Origin of the sequence: Acinetobacter lwoffii (assembly GCF_022809915.1) — a bacterium.
Lineage (GTDB): Bacteria > Pseudomonadota > Gammaproteobacteria > Pseudomonadales > Moraxellaceae > Acinetobacter > Acinetobacter lwoffii_M.
In genome coordinates this window covers 1-18,602 of the sequence record NZ_JALGQY010000042.1, presented here as the reverse complement: position 1 = coordinate 18,602, position 18,602 = coordinate 1, and the positions used below count along the sequence as shown (strand labels likewise).

12 protein-coding genes and 3 pseudogenes are annotated in these 18,602 nt (G+C 37.8%); 7 read left to right on the top strand and 8 right to left on the bottom strand.

Annotation, left to right across the window (positions count from 1 at the left end; all coding sequences use genetic code 11):
- Window positions 1-360 precede the first annotated feature (360 nt).
- On the top strand, window positions 361-1,275 hold the full coding sequence (repM, locus tag MTX11_RS15095; RefSeq protein ID WP_004282038.1) for a replication initiation protein RepM: 915 nt from the start codon (window positions 361-363) through the stop codon (window positions 1,273-1,275).
- Window positions 1,276-2,691: 1,416 nt separating this feature from the next.
- Here repM and MTX11_RS15090 read toward each other — a convergent pair.
- A pseudogene (locus MTX11_RS15090) lies at window positions 2,692-3,572 on the bottom strand (IS3 family transposase).
- 980 nt (window positions 3,573-4,552) lie between these two features.
- On the opposite strand from MTX11_RS15090, the gene mobC reads away from it, so the two are divergent.
- Both mobC and MTX11_RS15080 read left to right on the top strand, forming a co-directional pair.
- Window positions 4,553-5,074, top strand: coding sequence for a plasmid mobilization relaxosome protein MobC (gene mobC, locus MTX11_RS15085; protein WP_004282058.1), 522 nt, complete (start codon window positions 4,553-4,555; stop codon window positions 5,072-5,074).
- Window positions 5,075-5,077: 3 nt separating this feature from the next.
- Complete coding sequence (locus MTX11_RS15080; RefSeq protein ID WP_243475470.1) at window positions 5,078-7,588, top strand: relaxase/mobilization nuclease domain-containing protein; 2,511 nt, start codon at window positions 5,078-5,080, stop codon at window positions 7,586-7,588.
- 17 nt (window positions 7,589-7,605) lie between these two features.
- On the opposite strand, the gene MTX11_RS15075 is transcribed toward MTX11_RS15080, so the two are convergent.
- Window positions 7,606-7,956: a hypothetical protein gene (locus tag MTX11_RS15075; protein ID WP_004282055.1), complete on the bottom strand. Its 351-nt coding sequence runs from the start codon at window positions 7,954-7,956 to the stop codon at window positions 7,606-7,608.
- Window positions 7,957-8,517: 561 nt separating this feature from the next.
- Between MTX11_RS15075 and MTX11_RS15070 the strand changes: the two genes are divergently transcribed.
- Together MTX11_RS15070 and MTX11_RS15065 are read left to right on the top strand one after the other, a co-directional pair.
- The gene (locus tag MTX11_RS15070) at window positions 8,518-8,862 is read left to right on the top strand and encodes a helix-turn-helix transcriptional regulator (protein ID WP_005102094.1); all 345 of its coding nucleotides are present in this window, start codon (window positions 8,518-8,520) and stop codon (window positions 8,860-8,862) included.
- A 172-nt stretch (window positions 8,863-9,034) separates the two neighbouring features.
- A complete protein-coding gene (locus MTX11_RS15065) occupies window positions 9,035-9,718 on the top strand; it encodes a metallophosphoesterase (protein ID WP_004282053.1) in 684 nt (227 codons plus the stop codon).
- A gap of 818 nt (window positions 9,719-10,536) precedes the next feature.
- Here MTX11_RS15065 and MTX11_RS15060 read toward each other — a convergent pair.
- A pseudogene (locus MTX11_RS15060) lies at window positions 10,537-11,862 on the bottom strand (ISNCY family transposase).
- 360 nt (window positions 11,863-12,222) lie between these two features.
- Between MTX11_RS15060 and MTX11_RS15055 the strand changes: the two are divergent.
- Window positions 12,223-12,933 carry a hypothetical protein gene (locus tag MTX11_RS15055; RefSeq protein WP_243475469.1) on the top strand — a complete coding sequence of 237 codons (711 nt, stop codon included), beginning with the start codon at window positions 12,223-12,225 and terminating at the stop codon, window positions 12,931-12,933.
- A gap of 12 nt (window positions 12,934-12,945) precedes the next feature.
- Window positions 12,946-14,052, top strand: coding sequence for an ImmA/IrrE family metallo-endopeptidase (locus MTX11_RS15050; protein ID WP_191112979.1), 1,107 nt, complete (start codon window positions 12,946-12,948; stop codon window positions 14,050-14,052).
- A 51-nt stretch (window positions 14,053-14,103) separates the two neighbouring features.
- On the opposite strand, the gene MTX11_RS15045 is transcribed toward MTX11_RS15050, so the two are convergent.
- From MTX11_RS15045 to MTX11_RS15025, 5 genes and pseudogenes are all read right to left on the bottom strand, one after another.
- Complete coding sequence (locus MTX11_RS15045; protein WP_191112978.1) at window positions 14,104-14,415, bottom strand: BrnA antitoxin family protein; 312 nt, start codon at window positions 14,413-14,415, stop codon at window positions 14,104-14,106.
- Entirely contained in the window at window positions 14,402-14,689 is a 288-nt protein-coding gene (locus tag MTX11_RS15040; RefSeq protein ID WP_034706912.1) for a BrnT family toxin, read from the bottom strand. The genes MTX11_RS15045 and MTX11_RS15040 overlap by 14 nt, the downstream gene beginning before the upstream one ends.
- A gap of 329 nt (window positions 14,690-15,018) precedes the next feature.
- Window positions 15,019-16,008: a copper resistance protein B gene (locus MTX11_RS15035; protein WP_243475468.1), complete on the bottom strand. Its 990-nt coding sequence runs from the start codon at window positions 16,006-16,008 to the stop codon at window positions 15,019-15,021.
- Entirely contained in the window at window positions 15,995-17,737 is a 1,743-nt protein-coding gene (locus tag MTX11_RS15030) for a multicopper oxidase domain-containing protein (protein ID WP_243475467.1), read from the bottom strand. The genes MTX11_RS15035 and MTX11_RS15030 overlap by 14 nt, the downstream gene beginning before the upstream one ends.
- Window positions 17,738-18,502: 765 nt before the next feature.
- A pseudogene (locus MTX11_RS15025) lies at window positions 18,503-18,602 on the bottom strand (IS6 family transposase); the annotation flags it as partial.

Sequence of the window (18,602 nt, the reverse complement as noted above, 5' to 3'; positions counted from 1 at the left end):
CCCTTGAATTAAATAATTTTGCTGATTACTTTAAGATCAAATAAATTGTACGTTTTTTGATTTATGACGGAAGTCTATTCATCAGTGTAAATTGATACTCGTAAAACAAGAAATTATCTTAAATTTTTAAACAGTAATTCTTTTATTTTTAATATTTTTAATATTTTTATTTTTAAGTCCTCTGTAATCCTTGTATAGCAAGTGTTTCAGAGCTTATAAGTCTACATTTTCCCACCTTCAAGTCTACATTTTCCCACCTTCAAGTCTACATTTTCCCACCTTCAAGTCTACATTTTCCCACCTTGTGTCTACACTGTTGATTGATGTATGCTAATTGGATGATTATATGGGGAAGTTTCAGTGAAAAATGAGCTTGTAGTTAAGGATAATGCGTTAATCAATGCCAGCTATAATTTGGATACAACAGAACAACGACTGATTCTCCTGGCAATTGTGCAGGCAAGAGAGCTAAGCAAGAATGTGGACGCTAATAGTACCTTAGAGGTTCATGCTCATCATTATATGAAGCAGTTTAATGTGGATAAGCATGCGGCCTATGAGGGGCTTAAAAACGCAGCTAGCAATCTATTTGAGCGCAAATTCAGTTACAAGGGCATCCATGAGGGGACTCAGCAGGAAAAGATCGTGAAATCACGCTGGGTTTCCAAAATAGCCTATGTTGATTCAGCCGGGATTGTAGAGCTAACTTTTGCACCAGATGTAATTCCATTGATTACACAGCTAGAGAAGTCTTTTACTGCTTATGAGCTTAAACAGATCAGTTCTCTCACAAGCAAATACGCAATTCGTCTTTACGAGTTACTGATCCAATGGCGTACTGTTGGCAAGACACCTATGTTTGAGTTAGACGACTTTCGCTTTAAGCTTGGATTAGCAGAGGATGACTATGTCAAAATGGCGAACTTCAAAGCCCGAGTACTCGATACAGCATTAAACCAAATTAATGAACTAACAGATATCATTGCTTCTTATGAGCAACATAAAAATGGACGTGTTATTAGTGGCTTCTCATTTACGTTCACAACTAAGCAGCAACCTAAGGAAGTCACTCACACCAAAACTAAGAAGCTAACAGACAAGCAGATTCAATTCTTTGCCAACAAGCTAGCTCACCATGATCCATTTGCAAGCCAAAAAGCTGCAGTAGGGGAAAGCTATGCTGATCTAGAGAAAAGGCTTCTGATCGAATTACAAGATGCCCAGATTGTCGGAAAGTATGCTGGTGTCCTCAAAGAGATAGGTCTTGAGGTGTAGCATCATGCAATTATATTAGTTTTATATAACAACTAATATAGTTGTTAATTGATTGCAATTGGATTGTAAAAAAGTTAAGTAGTAGATAATTCATTTGCCAACTGTTCAAGCACGAGCATGTTGCTGAAACTCACCTTCTTAGATCCCGTACTTGGTTTTAGCTTAAGCTTATGTGCTATGCCACTACTTCTTTTAATGGAGGTCTTAGATATGGATAGGTTGCCTTTAGTTGTTAGTTCTGAAGAATCTCAAAACATGCAGGAAATCCCTAAAGGTGCTCATCGTGAATAGCTAGGACAACAAGTGGTTGGTGATCTTGTGGATATTTCCGAGCTAACCGATCAGTCAATTAAACACATGGTTTTGAATAAAACAGGAGTACAACCAATTTTAGGTGCAATAGCAGTGATCGCAGCCTAATTAGATGGATAGTGTTTTTCAGATTCAATCAATAATTGAACTGCACTTTCTCTGATTTCAGGAGTATATTTTAATTTTGTCATCGGAACATTCTCTCAGAATACTGAGTTTCCGACAAACCCGGTACGGTTCAGCCCATTAACATAGCTAATTTCATTTTTTATGTAACTGGAATACAAAGGCCCTTGTTTTAACAAGGGCCTTTGTATTAAATTGATTGGCGTTACAGTTAAATGATATTACCAGTATCTTTTAACGAAAGATCTGTAGAGCTGAAACTCGTACAGATAATCACCAGAGGCTTGTAACTGCCAGTTCCTCATATTTTAAATAAATTATTCTTTTGTACAACCGTTTATATGTAAATTTTTTTGTACACAGTCTAATTTTTTGAGAAATTGTTTTGATTTCAATGCCTCAGATATAAAAAATTTCGTTAAATGTGCTTCGTAATACAATTTAAACCTATGGGTTCGTTCACTACGTCTGTACAAAAGATTAAGTTTGTAAGTGCAACTGTTTATATGTTGGCTTGATCTTCTTCGTGGCTTTGATGTGCAGGTGGATAAGTGACGGCAGGCATCAAAGGCTAAAGATTTTATAATCGCTTTCCTATCTGAAGAATTGCACTGGGGAAAGGGCGCAGGGAATACGTTGGTCGATTGTTTAAGTGGCATGTTGGGTAGTTCCCTCGCCGAGATAACAAGCCAATGAGAGAGAAAGGCGTGTGCGGGTGGATAGTTAGATCCAAAATACTCTCTTGCGACTCAGACTAAACGCAATCTGAGCGTGTCGATTGAAAGCGAAAGGCGGCTCCATACCGTGAAGAGCAACAACGGCAATATTCAAATACCTGTGTCAATTTTTATTGGCGAAGGTAGGGTGAATATTGCCGAAATCTGCTCAGGGCTCTCCACCCGTGATGAGCATTGCGAATCACGGGTGGAGAGCCCTGAGCAGATTTCGAGCATTAATAACCGAAGTTAAAAGTAGAGGTTAAGCAGCCATTAGAGGTGGTCTTTCATGATTGTAATGCCACAGCCAAATCGTTGCATAATCTTGTACTTCTTCCAGTATGTCAAATAGATACTTGCTTAGCCAAGTATAATGTATAGTCCGATTATAACGCTCAATATACGCATTCTGCTGTGGCTTACCTGGTTGAATATATTCAATACGAATACCTTGTTCAGTTACCCAGCGTACAAATTCATGACTGATAAACTCCGGGCCATTGTCACACCGAATAACTAACGGCTTTTTTCGCCACTCCAGCAACTGATTCAACGTACGAATAACCCTGATTTTCGGTAATGAGAATCCTGCTTCAATGGCTAAACCTTCTCGACGGTAATCATCAATTACATTCAATAATCGAAACTTGCGACCATCGGAAAGTTGATCATGCATAAAATCTAATGACCAAACCTGATTTTCTAGGATGGTTCTTTCAATGGTTCAGGCGCATGCCGTTTTAGTCTTCTTCTCGGTTTAATACGCAGATTCAGTACCAACTCACAGTAAATGCGGTAAACCCGTTTGTGATTCTAGCAGTGACTCTTAACATGCTGTAAATACGAGAAGCACAGACCAAAACTCCAATCGGGATTTTCCTCAGTGAGTTCAATAAGCTGTTCTGCAATAAATGTATTGTCATCGCTAAGTTTAGCCTGATAACGGTAGCAGGTTTCACTTATCACAGACATTGCTTCCAACTCTATTAATGAAGTATCCATACCGCCATATTTAGCACGCCATTTATAGAATATAGCATTGCTCATACCATGTTCACGCCAAAGAGTAGCTACAAGTGTACCAGATTCTGCCTGTTTCAAAATGGACATGATCTGACTGTCAGTAATTTTAGATGTTTTCATACAGAATTTCCTGCTTGTATCTTAAGAGAAAATTCCACTTTTAGATCCTTTTATTTTTAGGGGGAATTGCCTCATAAAGTCCTTATTTGATCTTATCAATTTGCAGTGTACTGAAGTTCGAGCAATTAAAGATCCATTATAAGATGAGTCATTTTGCTTTGAAAGCAACAATATATCTGAACTCTTTAAAAGCAGCCTATGCAGAAATTTTTTGTTTGAAAAAGGCTGCTGCGCAATAATTATTAATAGAATTTATGTATTAATTTCATAAGACAGAATAATAAATTTAAAAAATTGTGATGCACTTCACATACTGTCTGTTTCTAACAAAAAACCGTCCGTTTCTAACAAAAACAAAAGTGTTACATCCCCAAAATTAAAACGTTACATGTCACGAGTTAAACCTGAAATTTGAAGGATAGATGTGTGTTATTTTTCTTTATAATTAATTATTAATTAATTGATATTTATGTAAAAAATATTTTATTTAGCAGGGAAAACAAATTAATTGAAAATAAGAATACGATGCTGAAAACGATATGAATTTGATGACTGACTCAAAAATAAATAAAAAAATAAACCTCAACACATTTTTATAAAAAAATCTGCATGATTTCAAGCCAATTTCAAATTTTTTAAGATGTTTTAGATATAAAACTATATCAATGAACATTAATTCGAGATTGAACGCTGATTTACAACTCGTTCCCGGTTAAGAAATAAAGTAACTCTTTCAAAAAAAATAGATGATTTCGTTCAAAAAAAACCGAAATTCGACGGATGGGATTTGAATTTTTTAATTCCTCTATGCTTAAGGTTCAGGAGGGGGAAATTGTTCTTAAAAAGAGCAGTTTATTAAGCAAGCCTACCTGTAGCTACAAAAATAAAGTTCTACGAACTTCACTTTTGGTACGCAACAGGGCTTGTTAGGGGCGACCCCCTAAGACCCCATAAATCACCAGTCTGAACAGGATAGATAAATGAAAAGGACCAAACGTGAAATCACGAAGCGACTTCGTTTTAATGCTGAACAGGGGGCGCAGTTAGATAGTTTTCTTCAGGAACATGGAATTGGTTTTACCAAGCTGATTCATATCCTTATTCAGCGCGAGTTATGTCGATGTTGGCCACTTGTTCACCGGACCAGTGAAGAACAAGCCCTTAGTGAACCTTCTAAGCTGTGGCAGTCCGTACCACTCAAAAAAAGATCCTTAAAAAATACAGTGGGTCGCCCGGTACCCAGTGCCGACCCTCAACTCTTACTGGAACTTGGCCGAATCGGAAATAATATCAACCAGATTGCACGTTCACTGAACTTCTTATGTCTTCAACAAACTGAAGACATTCAGAAGTTTTCCTTTGTCGATTGCGTGGATGTTCTGGTCACGATTCAGTCTGATTTACATCAATATCTTCCTGTGCTCCCAAAATATTTTGTTTCTGATCAGCTTGCGAAAAACAGAAAAGCAAAAGCAATTCAACGGGTAATGGAGGATCGATAGATTATGCTTATCAAATTTTTAAAGTCAGGCACAGGCGATCCAAAGCTGGCAGCAGCCTATGTAACAGGTGAGCAGGATCATCAAGGTGACCGGCGAGCAGGAGTAAAAATCCTGAGAGGAGATCCTGCCACCTTTGCGATCATTGCTGAAAGTATCAAGTTTCAATACTGCTACACCTCTGCAGTGATTGCCTGGTCGCCCGAAGACCATGTATCAGATGCACAGCTTGAAGAAGTTCTGGATCTGTTTGAGGAACATGCTTTTGCCGGATTGAGTCCGGAACAATATCACATGACAGCTGTAATGCATGCTGAGGATAATGGCTCACGCCATCTACATATACTGGTCCCTCGAATTGAACTGAATTCAGGAAAATCATTAAACATTGCTCCACCAGGACATCATCATTACTTTGACCCACTGCGTGATTTTTTAAACCATAAATATGGTTGGGCAAGACCTGATGACCCTACCCGTATAAAGAGCATAAAACTTAAAAATCATCATGAGATGCAAAACGCAGCTGCAATTAAAGCCGGTATGCAGCATCTGCCCAAAAAGACCCGTCTGGAGTTAATTCACCAATATGTAGAACAACGCATTGTCTATGGAATCATCAATAACCGAGATGATTTGCTCAAGAGTCTGTCCGAACTTGGTGAGTTAAGTCGAAAAGATGATCACTACATTTCACTTAAGACCAGTTATGGAACAGACCGTTTAAAAGGGAAGTTTTATCATGCAGAGTTTTCATTCGATGCTTACCGAAAAAATCGAGCAGGACCGGAAGCAGCACGAGCAGTATTGCCTGGACATCCGGCAGGACTTGCAGCACCTTCAGCAGAACTCACAGAATGCCTTAAGCGACTTGAACAAGTTCGAAGAAAACGTTTTACGTATCACCAAAAATATTATCGAACCGGAATTCCTGCGACTGGAGACTCTCTCGAACCACTATCAGGATTATCGGCAGCGCCTGGAGCAACAGTTAAAGCAGAGCTTGGCAGAAACCCAGACTATCGATCTGGAATTGATGTTGTACAACATCAAAACCGACACCCAGTTTCAGGACATTCTGAAGCTACATCAGCGCCAACAGAAAATCTTGCAAAATCTACAGAGCGATTTGAGCAGGAACAGGGAATTACTCCACCAGATACAGCAGATCAGCGAGCAAGAGCAACAGAACAGCAGTGCACTACGCAACGACCTTCTCAACATAATGCCATTGCTGAAACAAATACAGCAGCAATGCCGCAACAACAGCTCTCAAGCGAAATCAGCCGAAGAGTTAAGCCATCAGCTTGGAGATGGAATCAGCTTGATACAGCAGCTCCATCAGCAATGCAAAAAAATACTGTGGTGTCTTGGGATATTCGGCATATTCAGCATGCTGTCACTGCTCAGGGATTTTATCTAAATATCGGAGTGCAACATGATAGAAACATTGTTACAAACCCAAAAAAACCAGTTGATTCTCCAGCTAAAGGGCATGATTCAAGCTTTGGAACAAAAAACGGAAGTACTTCAGCAGGAAGCCCGGCATTACCAGCAGGTCTTCGAAGCCCAAAAAGCATACATCGACGAACTCATGAAGTCACAAAAGCTTCAGAACGACTATCAGGAGCTTATGCGCAAAGAAAACATTCTTATGATGAAGAAACTGAACGATATGAAGCAGAAACTAATCGAGAGAGACAAGATCCTCAGGCGCTATCAAGACGAAATCAAGAAAGAGATATCTTACAAAGAACTAATCGATTCTTTAACAGTATTTGGGCGCGAATTAGAGCTACGTTTAAAACTGTTATTGACCAGCTCACACCTTCGCCCACTGATACAGGAAGAACTCCAGAGCAGTTTAAGACCGTATCTAAACGCCTTGAAACAGTTGGAATCGATCGACTGGTCAACCTTGCAAGACGAAGAGCTGAACACCGAAAACTTATTGAGCATGTTAGAAGAGTTAAAGCAGAAATAGAGGCCAGTAACCAACCAAAAAATGATCCTCTTGTGATAAAAACTATCAGTGCCGAATTGAAGAAAATGAAAATACGATATACAGATTTATATTTGGATGACGCGTATATATATGCAAATAAGGCTGAAGGCTGCTTTCATGACTTATGTGATCCAAACATCGTACCCGAAAGTAAAAAAATGAATATGGAGGGATACATCCACTTTATAGAAGAATGTTTAAATGAGTTCAGGGTACAGTTGCCTCGGATGAATACCGGGGAAACTGAGGGGTTTGAGAACCTGATGACAGTCGTTGAATTGCATATTAAAGAACTCAATACCACTAACCTAAAGATAGGGCCAACAATTGACTTAAACGAGGCACAGCAATATCTGGGAGATATGGTTCAGGATGTTCGAGCAAAACTGGCCCAAAGGCTAACCGAGTTATCCGAAGATTCACATCTAGATCATCAAAATGATGCAGTACTTTCACCAAGAGAATCCGAGCCAACTCGGTCGAGTAGCTCGGATTATGATGCCTACTTTTAAAGAGACACCCCCGCCGATCAGTAAACAGTCTTAGGGAACTTATGACGACGTGGGGTGGACTGAGTCCGTTTTACCCAATCTTCTGGATATTCTTGACTGTAAGAATCATGGTAATGACCTGACCAATATTCCTGATTGTCTTCATCTTGGCATTCGTGAACTTGAGAAAAGTTGTAGGTGCTCTGTTGAGCTACAGCATGTTGCTGAAGTATCTTTTCAGCTGTTTTTTCCGCCTGATCTAAAGCCATGAAAATATCGAGCAAGGCTTGGCGCTGTTGATGGTTCAGAACTTTAGCACCTTCGATAATCAGCTGTTTAGCGAGGTTTTTTGGCATGCATGGGTTTGCATCATTGAATTTAGTACGCATAGCAGTTTCCTAGATAAGAGTTTAATTATCTCCATCACTTCTCACGGTAATGGAGGCAACTTAACAGGGGTGAGAATACTGAATCTAGGATCAGCCAGCACGAAGCTGCCCTGCTAAGCTACCATAAGAACTGCTTAACAGTAGGCAAAAAAATAGCCGCAAGTGCGACATTTAATTGCACCTAGATTTTATCAGGTTCTCACGCCTGAGCACAGATTTTGCTGTGTTGAAATAAGGTTATCCAGTAAAGAGCAGTGCGTCAAGGTCCTGATCAGTAGTTCTTATAAAAACTGAAAAATAAATAATCAAAGAATGTCAGGAGCTCAATTTATTTTATTATAAAAAAGAGAGGTTCTATGAGCCAATGGAGAAGATAAAAATGGCATGCTCCTCATTCTCAGTGTGTATCAGAAAGAATCTATATGGTATTAGGTACAGATGTTTGCACATAACTGGCAATTAAAACAGGATATGTGCAATATTAGGACTTAACGACTTTAGGATTGACTAGATTTTTCTATGCCATAAGGTCATAAAATATCTAAATGTGAGTGATGAATAATGATGTATTCTGAAAATGACAGTCCAGTATATATTGCATCAGTGTTGGGAGAGCGCTTAAAACGCATTCGATTAAATCGAGATATGACACAAGCTGAAGTTGCGAGTAAAGCATGGATCAGTCGAAGAACGGTGTTAAATGCTGAGAAAGGTAATGCGAAACTCTCGGATTTAATTGCAATTCTAGCTGCATTAAACATGATTAATAATTTCAATGTTTTAATACCTGAAGAGTCATTTTCACCTATACAGTTGCTTAAACTAAAAGGCAAAGTTCGCAAAAGAGCATCAGGTAATAACAAGCCACCTGTACTGCAACTGGCAAAACCAAAGTCAGATTGGTGACACACATTTCTGATACGGGACTTATTTAGTATTGAGATCATGTCTGAATGGGCTGACCAAAAGTAAAAATTCGTCTGGGGCTATTTTTGCGATCAAGGTTGGTTGAAGGTCTGTGGTTAGTTAAAATATTATTCATGCATAATGCTATTAATCAGTAGGATGATGCTCCCTCATGACAAATCATATCCAGATTATAGATGGATCATCTTTCAAATCGATCTTCGTAGTAGGCGACTTGCATGGTTCTTATCACTTGCTGATGAGCCATCTCAACGCTATCGATTTTGACTTTGATAAAGATTTGTTGATATGCACGGGTGACCTGGTTGATAAAGGCAAAGAAAATTTAGAATGTTTTTCATTGATTAAAAAACCATGGTTTCGAACCGTTCGTGGCAATCACGAAGAAATGTGTATTAAAAGTCTATTTGATTCAAAGCTTAGACATTTACATGAAAGAAATGGTGGTGAGTGGTTCTATCAGTTGTCATCACATCAGCAGCATAAAATTATCAAAAGCTTTGAAGATTTACCAATCGTTATCGAGCTTGAACTTCTAGATAAACGAATAGGAGTAGTTCATGCAGATATTGATATTCATGAATGGGGCGCTTTTAAAGCAGATATCATGCAAGGTGATTACTGGATTTCAGGAATGGTTTCAGCTTACACAAATGCACTATGGGGGCGTGGAAGAGTAAAGAACTATTCAGATAATTATGATGTTGTAGAGAACATAGATGCTATCTATTTGGGACATACGATCGTCAAGGAAATGACCCGGTTAGATAATTGCTATTACATTGATGTGGGTTCATCCTTTACTCAAAAGCTTTGTATAACAAAAATTAAGTGAATATTTTGCAAGACTGAATAGCTACTGATTTTATAGACACCTTTTAGTTAGATTTGGACTGCCACCACTCTCAGCTGTAACTAAGGGGTGAATCTCTACACCTATAAGTCTCAATTTTAAAAAAATTAAGGTTTTTCTATTAAAAACACAAATTTTCCGACTATTGGATTTATTTTTTATTTTTTATAAAATATTGATTTTAAAATAAAAAAATCATTATGGGGATTTTATTTATGGGGCATTAAAAAAAAACTTACACCAAAAAAACTATCTAGAATTTTAATATTTAAAATTAAGTTATTGATTTTAATAATTAAAAAATTATATTGAATTGAGTTTTTGAACAAAAAAATAATAGTCGGAAAATTTGGTTAGTAATGTGTGTTCTAACAAGAGTGTTTCACTTAAGAGATTTTATGTTAAAGCTGAGTCAAAGATAAATTATTCGATCTGTTATAGATCTATGTCTATTCTTACTATCCACTGTCGTACTTTTCCACTCTTAGCGGTGTCGCTTAAGTCTAAATATTTAAAATTTATCTAGAAAACATAAATTTTCCGACTATTAAATTTATTACATTTTTATAAATATTTGATTTTAATGATATTAGTTAGATTATAGGATTTTTTTATTTATAGTGAATTTCAACAATAGCTTACATAAAAAATCTGTCAAGGATTCCACTCTTAAAGACTAAGTTTTTGATTTTAAAGTTAAAAAAATATAAAATTCTTACTTTGAACAAAAAATAATAGTCGGAAAATTTGGTTACTAGCGTGAGTTCTAACTTGTGGTGTTATTCCAAAGTAGAAATGTCCTATATGGACATTTCCAAGTCAAGCACAGGATTTAGATTTCGTTCTTGAATTGCTGTTTTCTGTGCACGTCTGCTTGGCATCTTTTGAGAACGATTACGTTTGTTTTGCTGTTCCAGTTCTTCATGCTGTTGTTGGATATGATTCAGAACAGCACCCAACCGTTTATTCTCAACAATCTCTCGCTGATTCAGCTGACTTAATTTATCGAAGATGCTGTAATTGATTTTTCGACCTTGTTATTCAACTGCGACAGTACCATCTGGGTATTCCAGGAACTCAAGATATTTGCCGATCAATCTTTGATTTTCTTCGGTATTTTCCAAGAGATATACGCATTTATCATAAGTAATTGTCAGACTATTCGTGACTCTGCGGGGTTCACGCCAGGTAAAAATATCATCTAACTCCTCAGCAGTTTCAGTGACAGTCCGGTGTAGATCCTTGGGATTAAAGGCCATCTTGGCAAATTTACGATTAAATCGCTCAATAAAGCAGGGCAGCCATGCATTGGCTTCTGCAATCGAACAAATGCCTTCCAGGCGCATTTCCTTGATCAGACGGTCCTGCAGTGTTCTATTGGCCCGTTCCACACGTCCTTTTGCCTGTGGTGAATTGGCGAAGATGATATCGATATTGAGTGTGCTGAGTACGCGCCCAAATTGCGTAATCTTGGTGTCTTTCTTGCTGCTTTGATTGACCCTGAAGACTGAATGTTTATCGCTGTAAAATGCCAACGGTTTACCGTGCTGTTCAACATACAAACGTGTTGAAATCATATAGTCAAAGGCTGATTCCGACTCACAGAAGCGTAAATGCTGCAATTTGCCTGTCGCATCATCGATAAACACCAGCAAACAGCACTTAGCAGCGCGTCCTTCAAACCAGTCATGGTAAGAGCCATCAATTTGTACCAGTTCACCATAACAGTCCCGGTTATAACGAGGCTGATACGGGCGTTTCAGGCGCTTGGCGCGAGGAATCCACAGATCTGCTGCAATCATCCAGGAACGCAGTGTTTCAACTGAAATATCAAAGCCATGAACGGTGGTGAGCTTTTCATGCGCTAAAGTGGGTCCGAAACCATGGAATTGTTCAGCGACCAGATTGAGGCACTTGAGTCTGAGCTCTTCAGGAAGCCTGGAATTGCTGATTTGGCCACGTGCAGCATGGGCTAATGCAGTTGGACCTTGAGTTTTGTATTTTTGCAATAAACGTCTGATCTGACGTTCTGAAATATGAAGTAGCTGAGCAGGCTGGGATTGAGTTATGCGTTGATCGCAGATTTCCTGCAAGACCGACAATCGTTTAAGTTCTTTATCCGACATAGACACCAACATATCAAACCGTCCGCTAAGGAAATTGCAAAAGTGCATATTCTAAAAGCGGACATTTTTACTTTGGAGAAACCGGACATTTCTATTTTGGAGTTACAGGTTCTAACAACTGAATTGCGTATAAGAGATTTTATGTTAAATAAATAGATTTGTAGAAATTTTATCAAACACAGTTTTGATTTTCGAAAACTTGGATCTTAGTAGCTTGTTACCTAAAATTAGAAAATATTCCTAATTAGAGTTTCGATTAAAAGTTTTTAATTTTAATAAGAAAATATATTTTAAATGTCTTTTTTAAAACATCAAATGATGTTATAAAATGGACATTCGCTATTTTAGGACATATATCTCATGAATTTAAATCTTCTTGATGAAGACTCAATGCAACCCTCTGAACCCACGCCCTGCGACTTTTTCAAAGGCGAAGATGCGATCACAAAAGCAAAACTATTAGGATTACCGGATCTTGAGTTAGTAAGACAAGCCATCATGATTGGTGATGCTGAATTTAGGACAAATACTTACTATAACCGCGCTCGCTTTATCGCACGGTGGGGAAAAATTGGAGAGCAACTTGCTTTGCTGCTTCGACAATCTGATCCTGATTGGGTATTTCATAATGACAGTCAGCCAAGAATTGAAAATACAGCGAAGAAAATACAAATTATTTTTATGAGTGGCAACATTGCCTTAGGAATTGCTGACCAAATTGTATCAGCACATTGTAAGAAAGGGTTTATGACCTTAAAAAATATTAAGGAAAACCAGTCTAGTTATGATGATGAGACAAAATTACGGACATGGATCTTATATTTTCCTTCCGCATCTCATCCAGCCTATATCAGTACTGATATCCCGACAATTCCTTTTGAGTTTGCATATCCAACCAGTTTTGTTCAGGATCCAAAAGCTCAAAAAATCTCTATTTTGCCTAGTAACCATACTTGCAGAATCGCCTTCGAAATAGATAATACACTTCCTGTGAAAGCTGATCCTAAGCCAGTATTAGAACCATCTAATGAAATTAAACCTGATGATTTTGATATTCAGCTTGTAATTTAATCTGAGGTTAATGTGTTTAATAAAGATCGTTTACGTATTGCTAAAGAGTTACGCGGCCTTAGCAATACCGATTTCGCAGACAAATTAAGTTGTTCTATCTCTAAGGTAAAGCAACTTTTGGATGTGGAAAAAGAAATCAGTGAAAATGATCAAAATGATATATGTCGCGTATTAAATTTACCTAAGTCATTTTTTACAAGTAATGAAATACAACCACATGAAACAGACCAGATCTTTTATAGATCTGTTGCCCGTATCAAGGCACAACATAGAAAAGCTAATGAGGCGTACACACTTTTAGCAATTAGTATTAATAAATACTTGAATCAAAAGGTAATGTTGCCTAAGTTTCAGCGCCCAGATTTAGATATCACTGAATTTTTGGGAGAGCCTAAATACGCTGAACATCTAGCATCAGAGCTAAGGGGCTTATGGGCTTTAGGTAGTCAGCCCATTAATAATATAGTTTCATTGTGTGAGCTAAAAGGAATACGTGTTTTTAGATTGCCCACAGAAATCGAAGAAATTGATGCGCTATCTTTTTTTGATGATGAAAGTGGTAGTCCTTTCATATTTCTAAATACATTTAAGTCAGCAGAAAGAGCTCGTTTTGATTGTGCCCATGAACTTGGCCATGTTGTTATGCACACGCATAATAAGAAAATTCGTGTCAAGAAAGATAACCGTGCTCTTGAAACTGAAGCTGATCAATTCTCTTCTGAATTTTTAATGCCAACAGATGCATTTTTTGCGACTGTGCCACGCTATCTTTCACTCGAAAATATGATCGAGTATAAGAAGGTGTGGCGAACGTCTCTAAAATCCATTAACTACAAAGCTCATAAGCTTGGGCTAATTAGTGACTGGGTTAATCGTAGTAATTCTATTAAGATTAACTCATTGGGTTACAACATTAATGAACCTGAAGAAACTCACCGTGATGAGAGTCTCATGTTACCCAAAATTATGTCTGTTTTAGCTTCACAAGAAAAATTCGATAAGAATCAAATGCTTGATGAGATTGGAATTTCTGAAACAGATTTTAATCAATTAACATTTGATGCTTTAGAAAAAGTTGAGCTACCAAAGAAAAAACACAAGTTATATCTAGTCGATTAATTTAAATTGATATTAACTTAATAAAAATGGGAGCTTAAGCTCCCATTTTTATTAATGATTTTTTAATTCTTTTAGCATGGCATCCCGCAAGATTTCATTCATACGTGTCTGATAACCTTTACCTTGTGCTTTGAACCATGCAAGTACGTCAGCGTCTAAACGAATAGATGTTTGTTGCTTTACTGGACGATAGAACTGATTGTGGCGTACAGCATTACTCCAGTCGGTAACTTCAGGAATATCTGAGAGATCTAGCTGATCGTCAGGAACCGTTCCCTTAGCAAGCAAGCGTTCAATTTCAGCATCTTGCTTGTCGCTGAATTTTTCATTCAGTTCTTTGCGTGAGTATCTAACCATGCTCATATTTATCTCGCTCCGCTTTAGTGACCTGTCTTGCACTAATAATTCGTATGATTTCACAGTCATCTTCATCAAAGATGGTGTGAGCTACTAATACCATTAGTACGCCTTTTACTCTTCCAATGGTTTGCCAACGTTCCTCACCATCGGTATGTCTATCCTGGATTGAGATCCTTAATGGATCATCAAAGACAAGGCTTGCAGTCTCGAAAGAGATATCATGCTTTTTCTGATTCTTTCGATTCTTTGCCTCATCCCATTCGAAATACTGTTCCATAAAAAACATTCAAATTTGTATATACAATAATGTATCATAAAATTGTATCTATCAAGTTGAGAAGCGTAATTTTTAGTCAGATTTATTGGTAAGAACTATCAAAACTGCTCATAAAAAAGCCGACTTGTTTCCAAGTCAGCTTTTCGACATCGTCGAGCATTATCACTATAACACAAGTATCTGATTTTTATATATTTAAAATATACGTTTCGTATAAGCTCTATTATGTTAAATGGGAGGGAGGGAGCAAAATAAGTTAACATTTTGCTTCCGGCCACATTAAGCTAGAGTTTTATTTAAATAAAGCTATTTAGTAATCATTAAATTAATTAAAATCTAAATCTAACACCAGCTCCATATAACCAACCTTTCTCAGAGTTTGATTCTATTTGCCACGACGTTTCATCATTACCTTTTGAATACTCATAGGCAATGTCGATATACGGCATGATCTTTTTACTGATTTCATAGCGAGTTTCAAGCCCTGCGGTTGCACTGCTTAAACCAGTTTTTTTCGCATATTTAGAGTCATCACTAAAGATCGCATCCAACTCTAAATAAGGTTGAATAATCAACTTTTGCGTAATCAGAAAATCACGTTCCGTTTCTAGACTAAAACCCGCATAACTGTCTTCTCCTGCATAGAGATAAGCATCAGTTTCAAAGAAATATGGTGCCATACCATGTAAGCCAATCACTGCATCAACATTTTCTTCGGTGTCTTTGCGATGATCATCGAGTTCAACTTTTTCACTGCGATAACGTGCACCAATCTGTGCATCCCAAAAGTCTGAAATCATACGGCTATATAAAAGTTTGGCATCATAATGTGCATCATGCGATTCTTCTTTATCGGCATGAACTTTAATAAAAACCTTATTTTCATCTGTGCCAATACGGGTTTCAAACTCTGACTTTAAACCGCCTGTGCCATCTTCATTGACAAACCACTTATTATCCACCGTCGTAATCGCATAAATTTGCGCACCGTGTTCTGAGCGATGATCATAATGCGAACTCTGCTGAGTATTCGCATCTGGTACATGATGTAAATGATTAACCGTAGATGTTGCCTGATGTTGTGCATGATTCATCTGACCATGGTTCATTTTCCCCATCATCTGCATGTGTTGTGCATGCTCTTGTGGAGAATGCTGTGAATGATCCATCTCAGACATCGCTTGATGATTCATTGATGGTACATTTTTTCCATCAGTCTGAGCTGTTGAATGATGCCCTTCGTGCGCCAAACTTAAGCTTGTTAAACTCAATACCGCAACAGAAAAAAACGCTTTAAATACAAAATTAGTGATGTGCATGTCCAGCTCCTTTTTGCTCAGTTACTTGGTGAGTTTGAGTCGAATTTGTACCTTGAATTGGCGTTGTAGACACTTGTTCATCGCTAACATTTGCCACGATCAACTTGTTCATCATTCCTGCACTCATGTGATACAACAAATGACAATGGATTGCCCATTCGCCCAACTCATCCGCAGTTAATAAAGCAGTCACTGTTTTACCCGGTGGTACGATCAATGTGTGTTTATTTGGCATATCTACCGACTCTTGACCATTCTCCAACTGCATAAACATACCGTGTAAATGCATCGGGTGCGCCATCATACTGTCATTAATAAATTTGATACGGATACGCTCGCCATATTTCACTTTTAACGGCTCAGCATCACTAAATTTTTTACCGTTAATGGTCCAAATATAACGTTCCATAGTACCGCCCAAACGCACGACCAATTCACTGCTGGCTTCACGAGTATCTTTTTGCGGCTCTAATGATTTTAAATCGCTATATTGCAAGGCTTTATTACCTGCAGGTGTAGAGGCATTTGCCCAACCATAAACCACTTGATCATTTTTTTGCGGTTTTACTGCGCTATGCTGTGAATGATCCGTGCCTTTCATATCGCCATGGTTCATTTTCGAATGATCCATTCCTGAATGATCACCACCACCATGTCCCATATCTTCCATAGTCAAAAGCGAGCGTGGACGTGGCTGAGGCATATGAATGCCGTGTGTCACAGGATTTAGTTCATTGTGTAGCGTACCAATCGCATAACCTGAACGGTCAATTGACTCAGCTTCAATTTGATAATGTCCACCTTTTGGCTCCACAATCACATCATAAGTTTCAGCCGTACCAATACGGAATTCATCTACAGAAATGGGTTTCACAGGCTGACCATCAGCACTAACCACAGTCATTTTCAAGTTAGGAATACGGACATCGTAGAAAGACATCGCAGATGCATTCACAAAACGTAGGCGAATTTTTTCATTCGGTTTAAACATTCCTGTCCAATTTTGTTCAGGTGTTTTGCCATTAATGAGGAAGGTATAACCTGTAACATCCGACATGTCGGTTTTTAGCATACGCATCTGATTCCACATTTTGCGGTCAGACCATGTCGCTTTTATGCCATCACGTTTAACCTGCTTCCAAACATCACCCAAGGTTTCACGCTGATCTTGATAATATTCAGCTGAAATTTTAAGATCTTTCTGAATTTGATCACTGGTTTTTTCATGAAAATCTGACAACATCACCACATAGTCACGTTCAGCTTTTTCATGTGCTGCCAATGGTGTTTTACCTTTTGGATAAATCACAAAAGAACCATATAAGCCGTCTTGTTCCTGTCCTTTAGAATGAGCGTGATACCAATAAGTCCCGCTTTGGCGAATCTTGAATTTATAAACATACTCGCTTTGAGGCTTAATACCGTTAAAACCATTAAATCCTGGTACACCATCCATAATGCCTGGCAACAACAGTCCGTGCCAATGAATAGAAGAATCTTGGTTTTTTAAATTATTTTTCACGCGAATGATGGCTTCATCACCCTCTTCAAACTCAAGCAAAGGCGCAGGAAATTGACCATTTACGGTAATGCGCTTTACAGGCTTTCCAGTTGGGCTGACCACTGCTTCATCAATAACAAGCTGATATTCACGCACTTCGGCAAAAACCAAAGGCGACGATGCAAAACAAATACCTGCTAATAGGTACGAACTAATTTTATGAGACATAACTTAACCTTAATTTTTGAAAAATAAATAAATTTTAAAAAAAATTGGTTAAGTTTTAGGAGGACGTGAAATTTCTTGCCAATACCCATTTAGATATTGGTTGAGGTAATAAAAATTAGGCTGATCTATAGAATAGAAGGTATCTAGGGGATCTAGCGAGCTTTGCAAAGAATGAAGACATGAGATCTGTGTCTGGCAGGATAAGCTAGAACATTCCTGACACTTTTTGTGATCTATATTCTGATTAATAGCTAAATGATTATGGCAATCGGTATTCGTCTGTACTTCGTGATTAATAACTAAATGATTATGGCAATCGGTATTCGTCTGTACTTCGTGATTAATAACTAAATGATTATGGCAATCGGTATTCGTCTGTACTTCGTGATTAATACCATGTTGAGTGACTTGCTGTGCTTGATCTAAACAATGATCTTGGCTCATTTCAGTTTGCATATTGATATGCATTATCTTTACTGATGCAACAGACACACTACTCCATCCTATGGCAAAAACCATAAGAAAACAAAACCAAAGTTTTTTGGAGAGATGAGTCAACACGAATGCTATCTAGGAATAGAATTTAATCCAATATATCTTAACGGAATTTCAACTATTTACAACTCAATATAATTTAGTAGTTTCTCTAAAATTAACATAATACACCTTATACGAAACGTGTTTGTTAGAACCCATTTAAAGTGTCTATATTCGGCACTGTTGCAAATAGAGATTTGAGTCGATGATGTTCCCTTTAAAAAGTACTTAGAGACCGAAAACCCTGTTGATTAGACACACTTCACCCTGAGGCTGACCATAATAAAATGACGATGCTTGTCCTTTACGTAGTGCACGCATGACTTCA

Excerpts from the sequence above, each read along its gene's own strand:
- mobC (WP_004282058.1), top strand. The coding sequence starts at position 4,553 with ATGAAAAGGACCAAACGTGAAATCACGAAGCGACTTCGTTTTAATGCT.
- MTX11_RS15080 (WP_243475470.1), top strand. The coding sequence starts at position 5,078 with ATGCTTATCAAATTTTTAAAGTCAGGCACAGGCGATCCAAAGCTGGCA.
- MTX11_RS15075 (WP_004282055.1), bottom strand. The coding sequence starts at position 7,956 with ATGCGTACTAAATTCAATGATGCAAACCCATGCATGCCAAAAAACCTC.
- MTX11_RS15070 (WP_005102094.1), top strand. The coding sequence starts at position 8,518 with ATGATGTATTCTGAAAATGACAGTCCAGTATATATTGCATCAGTGTTG.
- MTX11_RS15065 (WP_004282053.1), top strand. The coding sequence starts at position 9,035 with ATGACAAATCATATCCAGATTATAGATGGATCATCTTTCAAATCGATC.
- MTX11_RS15055 (WP_243475469.1), top strand. The coding sequence starts at position 12,223 with ATGAATTTAAATCTTCTTGATGAAGACTCAATGCAACCCTCTGAACCC.
- MTX11_RS15045 (WP_191112978.1), bottom strand. The coding sequence starts at position 14,415 with ATGAGCATGGTTAGATACTCACGCAAAGAACTGAATGAAAAATTCAGC.
- MTX11_RS15040 (WP_034706912.1), bottom strand. The coding sequence starts at position 14,689 with ATGGAACAGTATTTCGAATGGGATGAGGCAAAGAATCGAAAGAATCAG.
- MTX11_RS15035 (WP_243475468.1), bottom strand. The coding sequence starts at position 16,008 with ATGCACATCACTAATTTTGTATTTAAAGCGTTTTTTTCTGTTGCGGTA.
- MTX11_RS15030 (WP_243475467.1), bottom strand. The coding sequence starts at position 17,737 with ATGTCTCATAAAATTAGTTCGTACCTATTAGCAGGTATTTGTTTTGCA.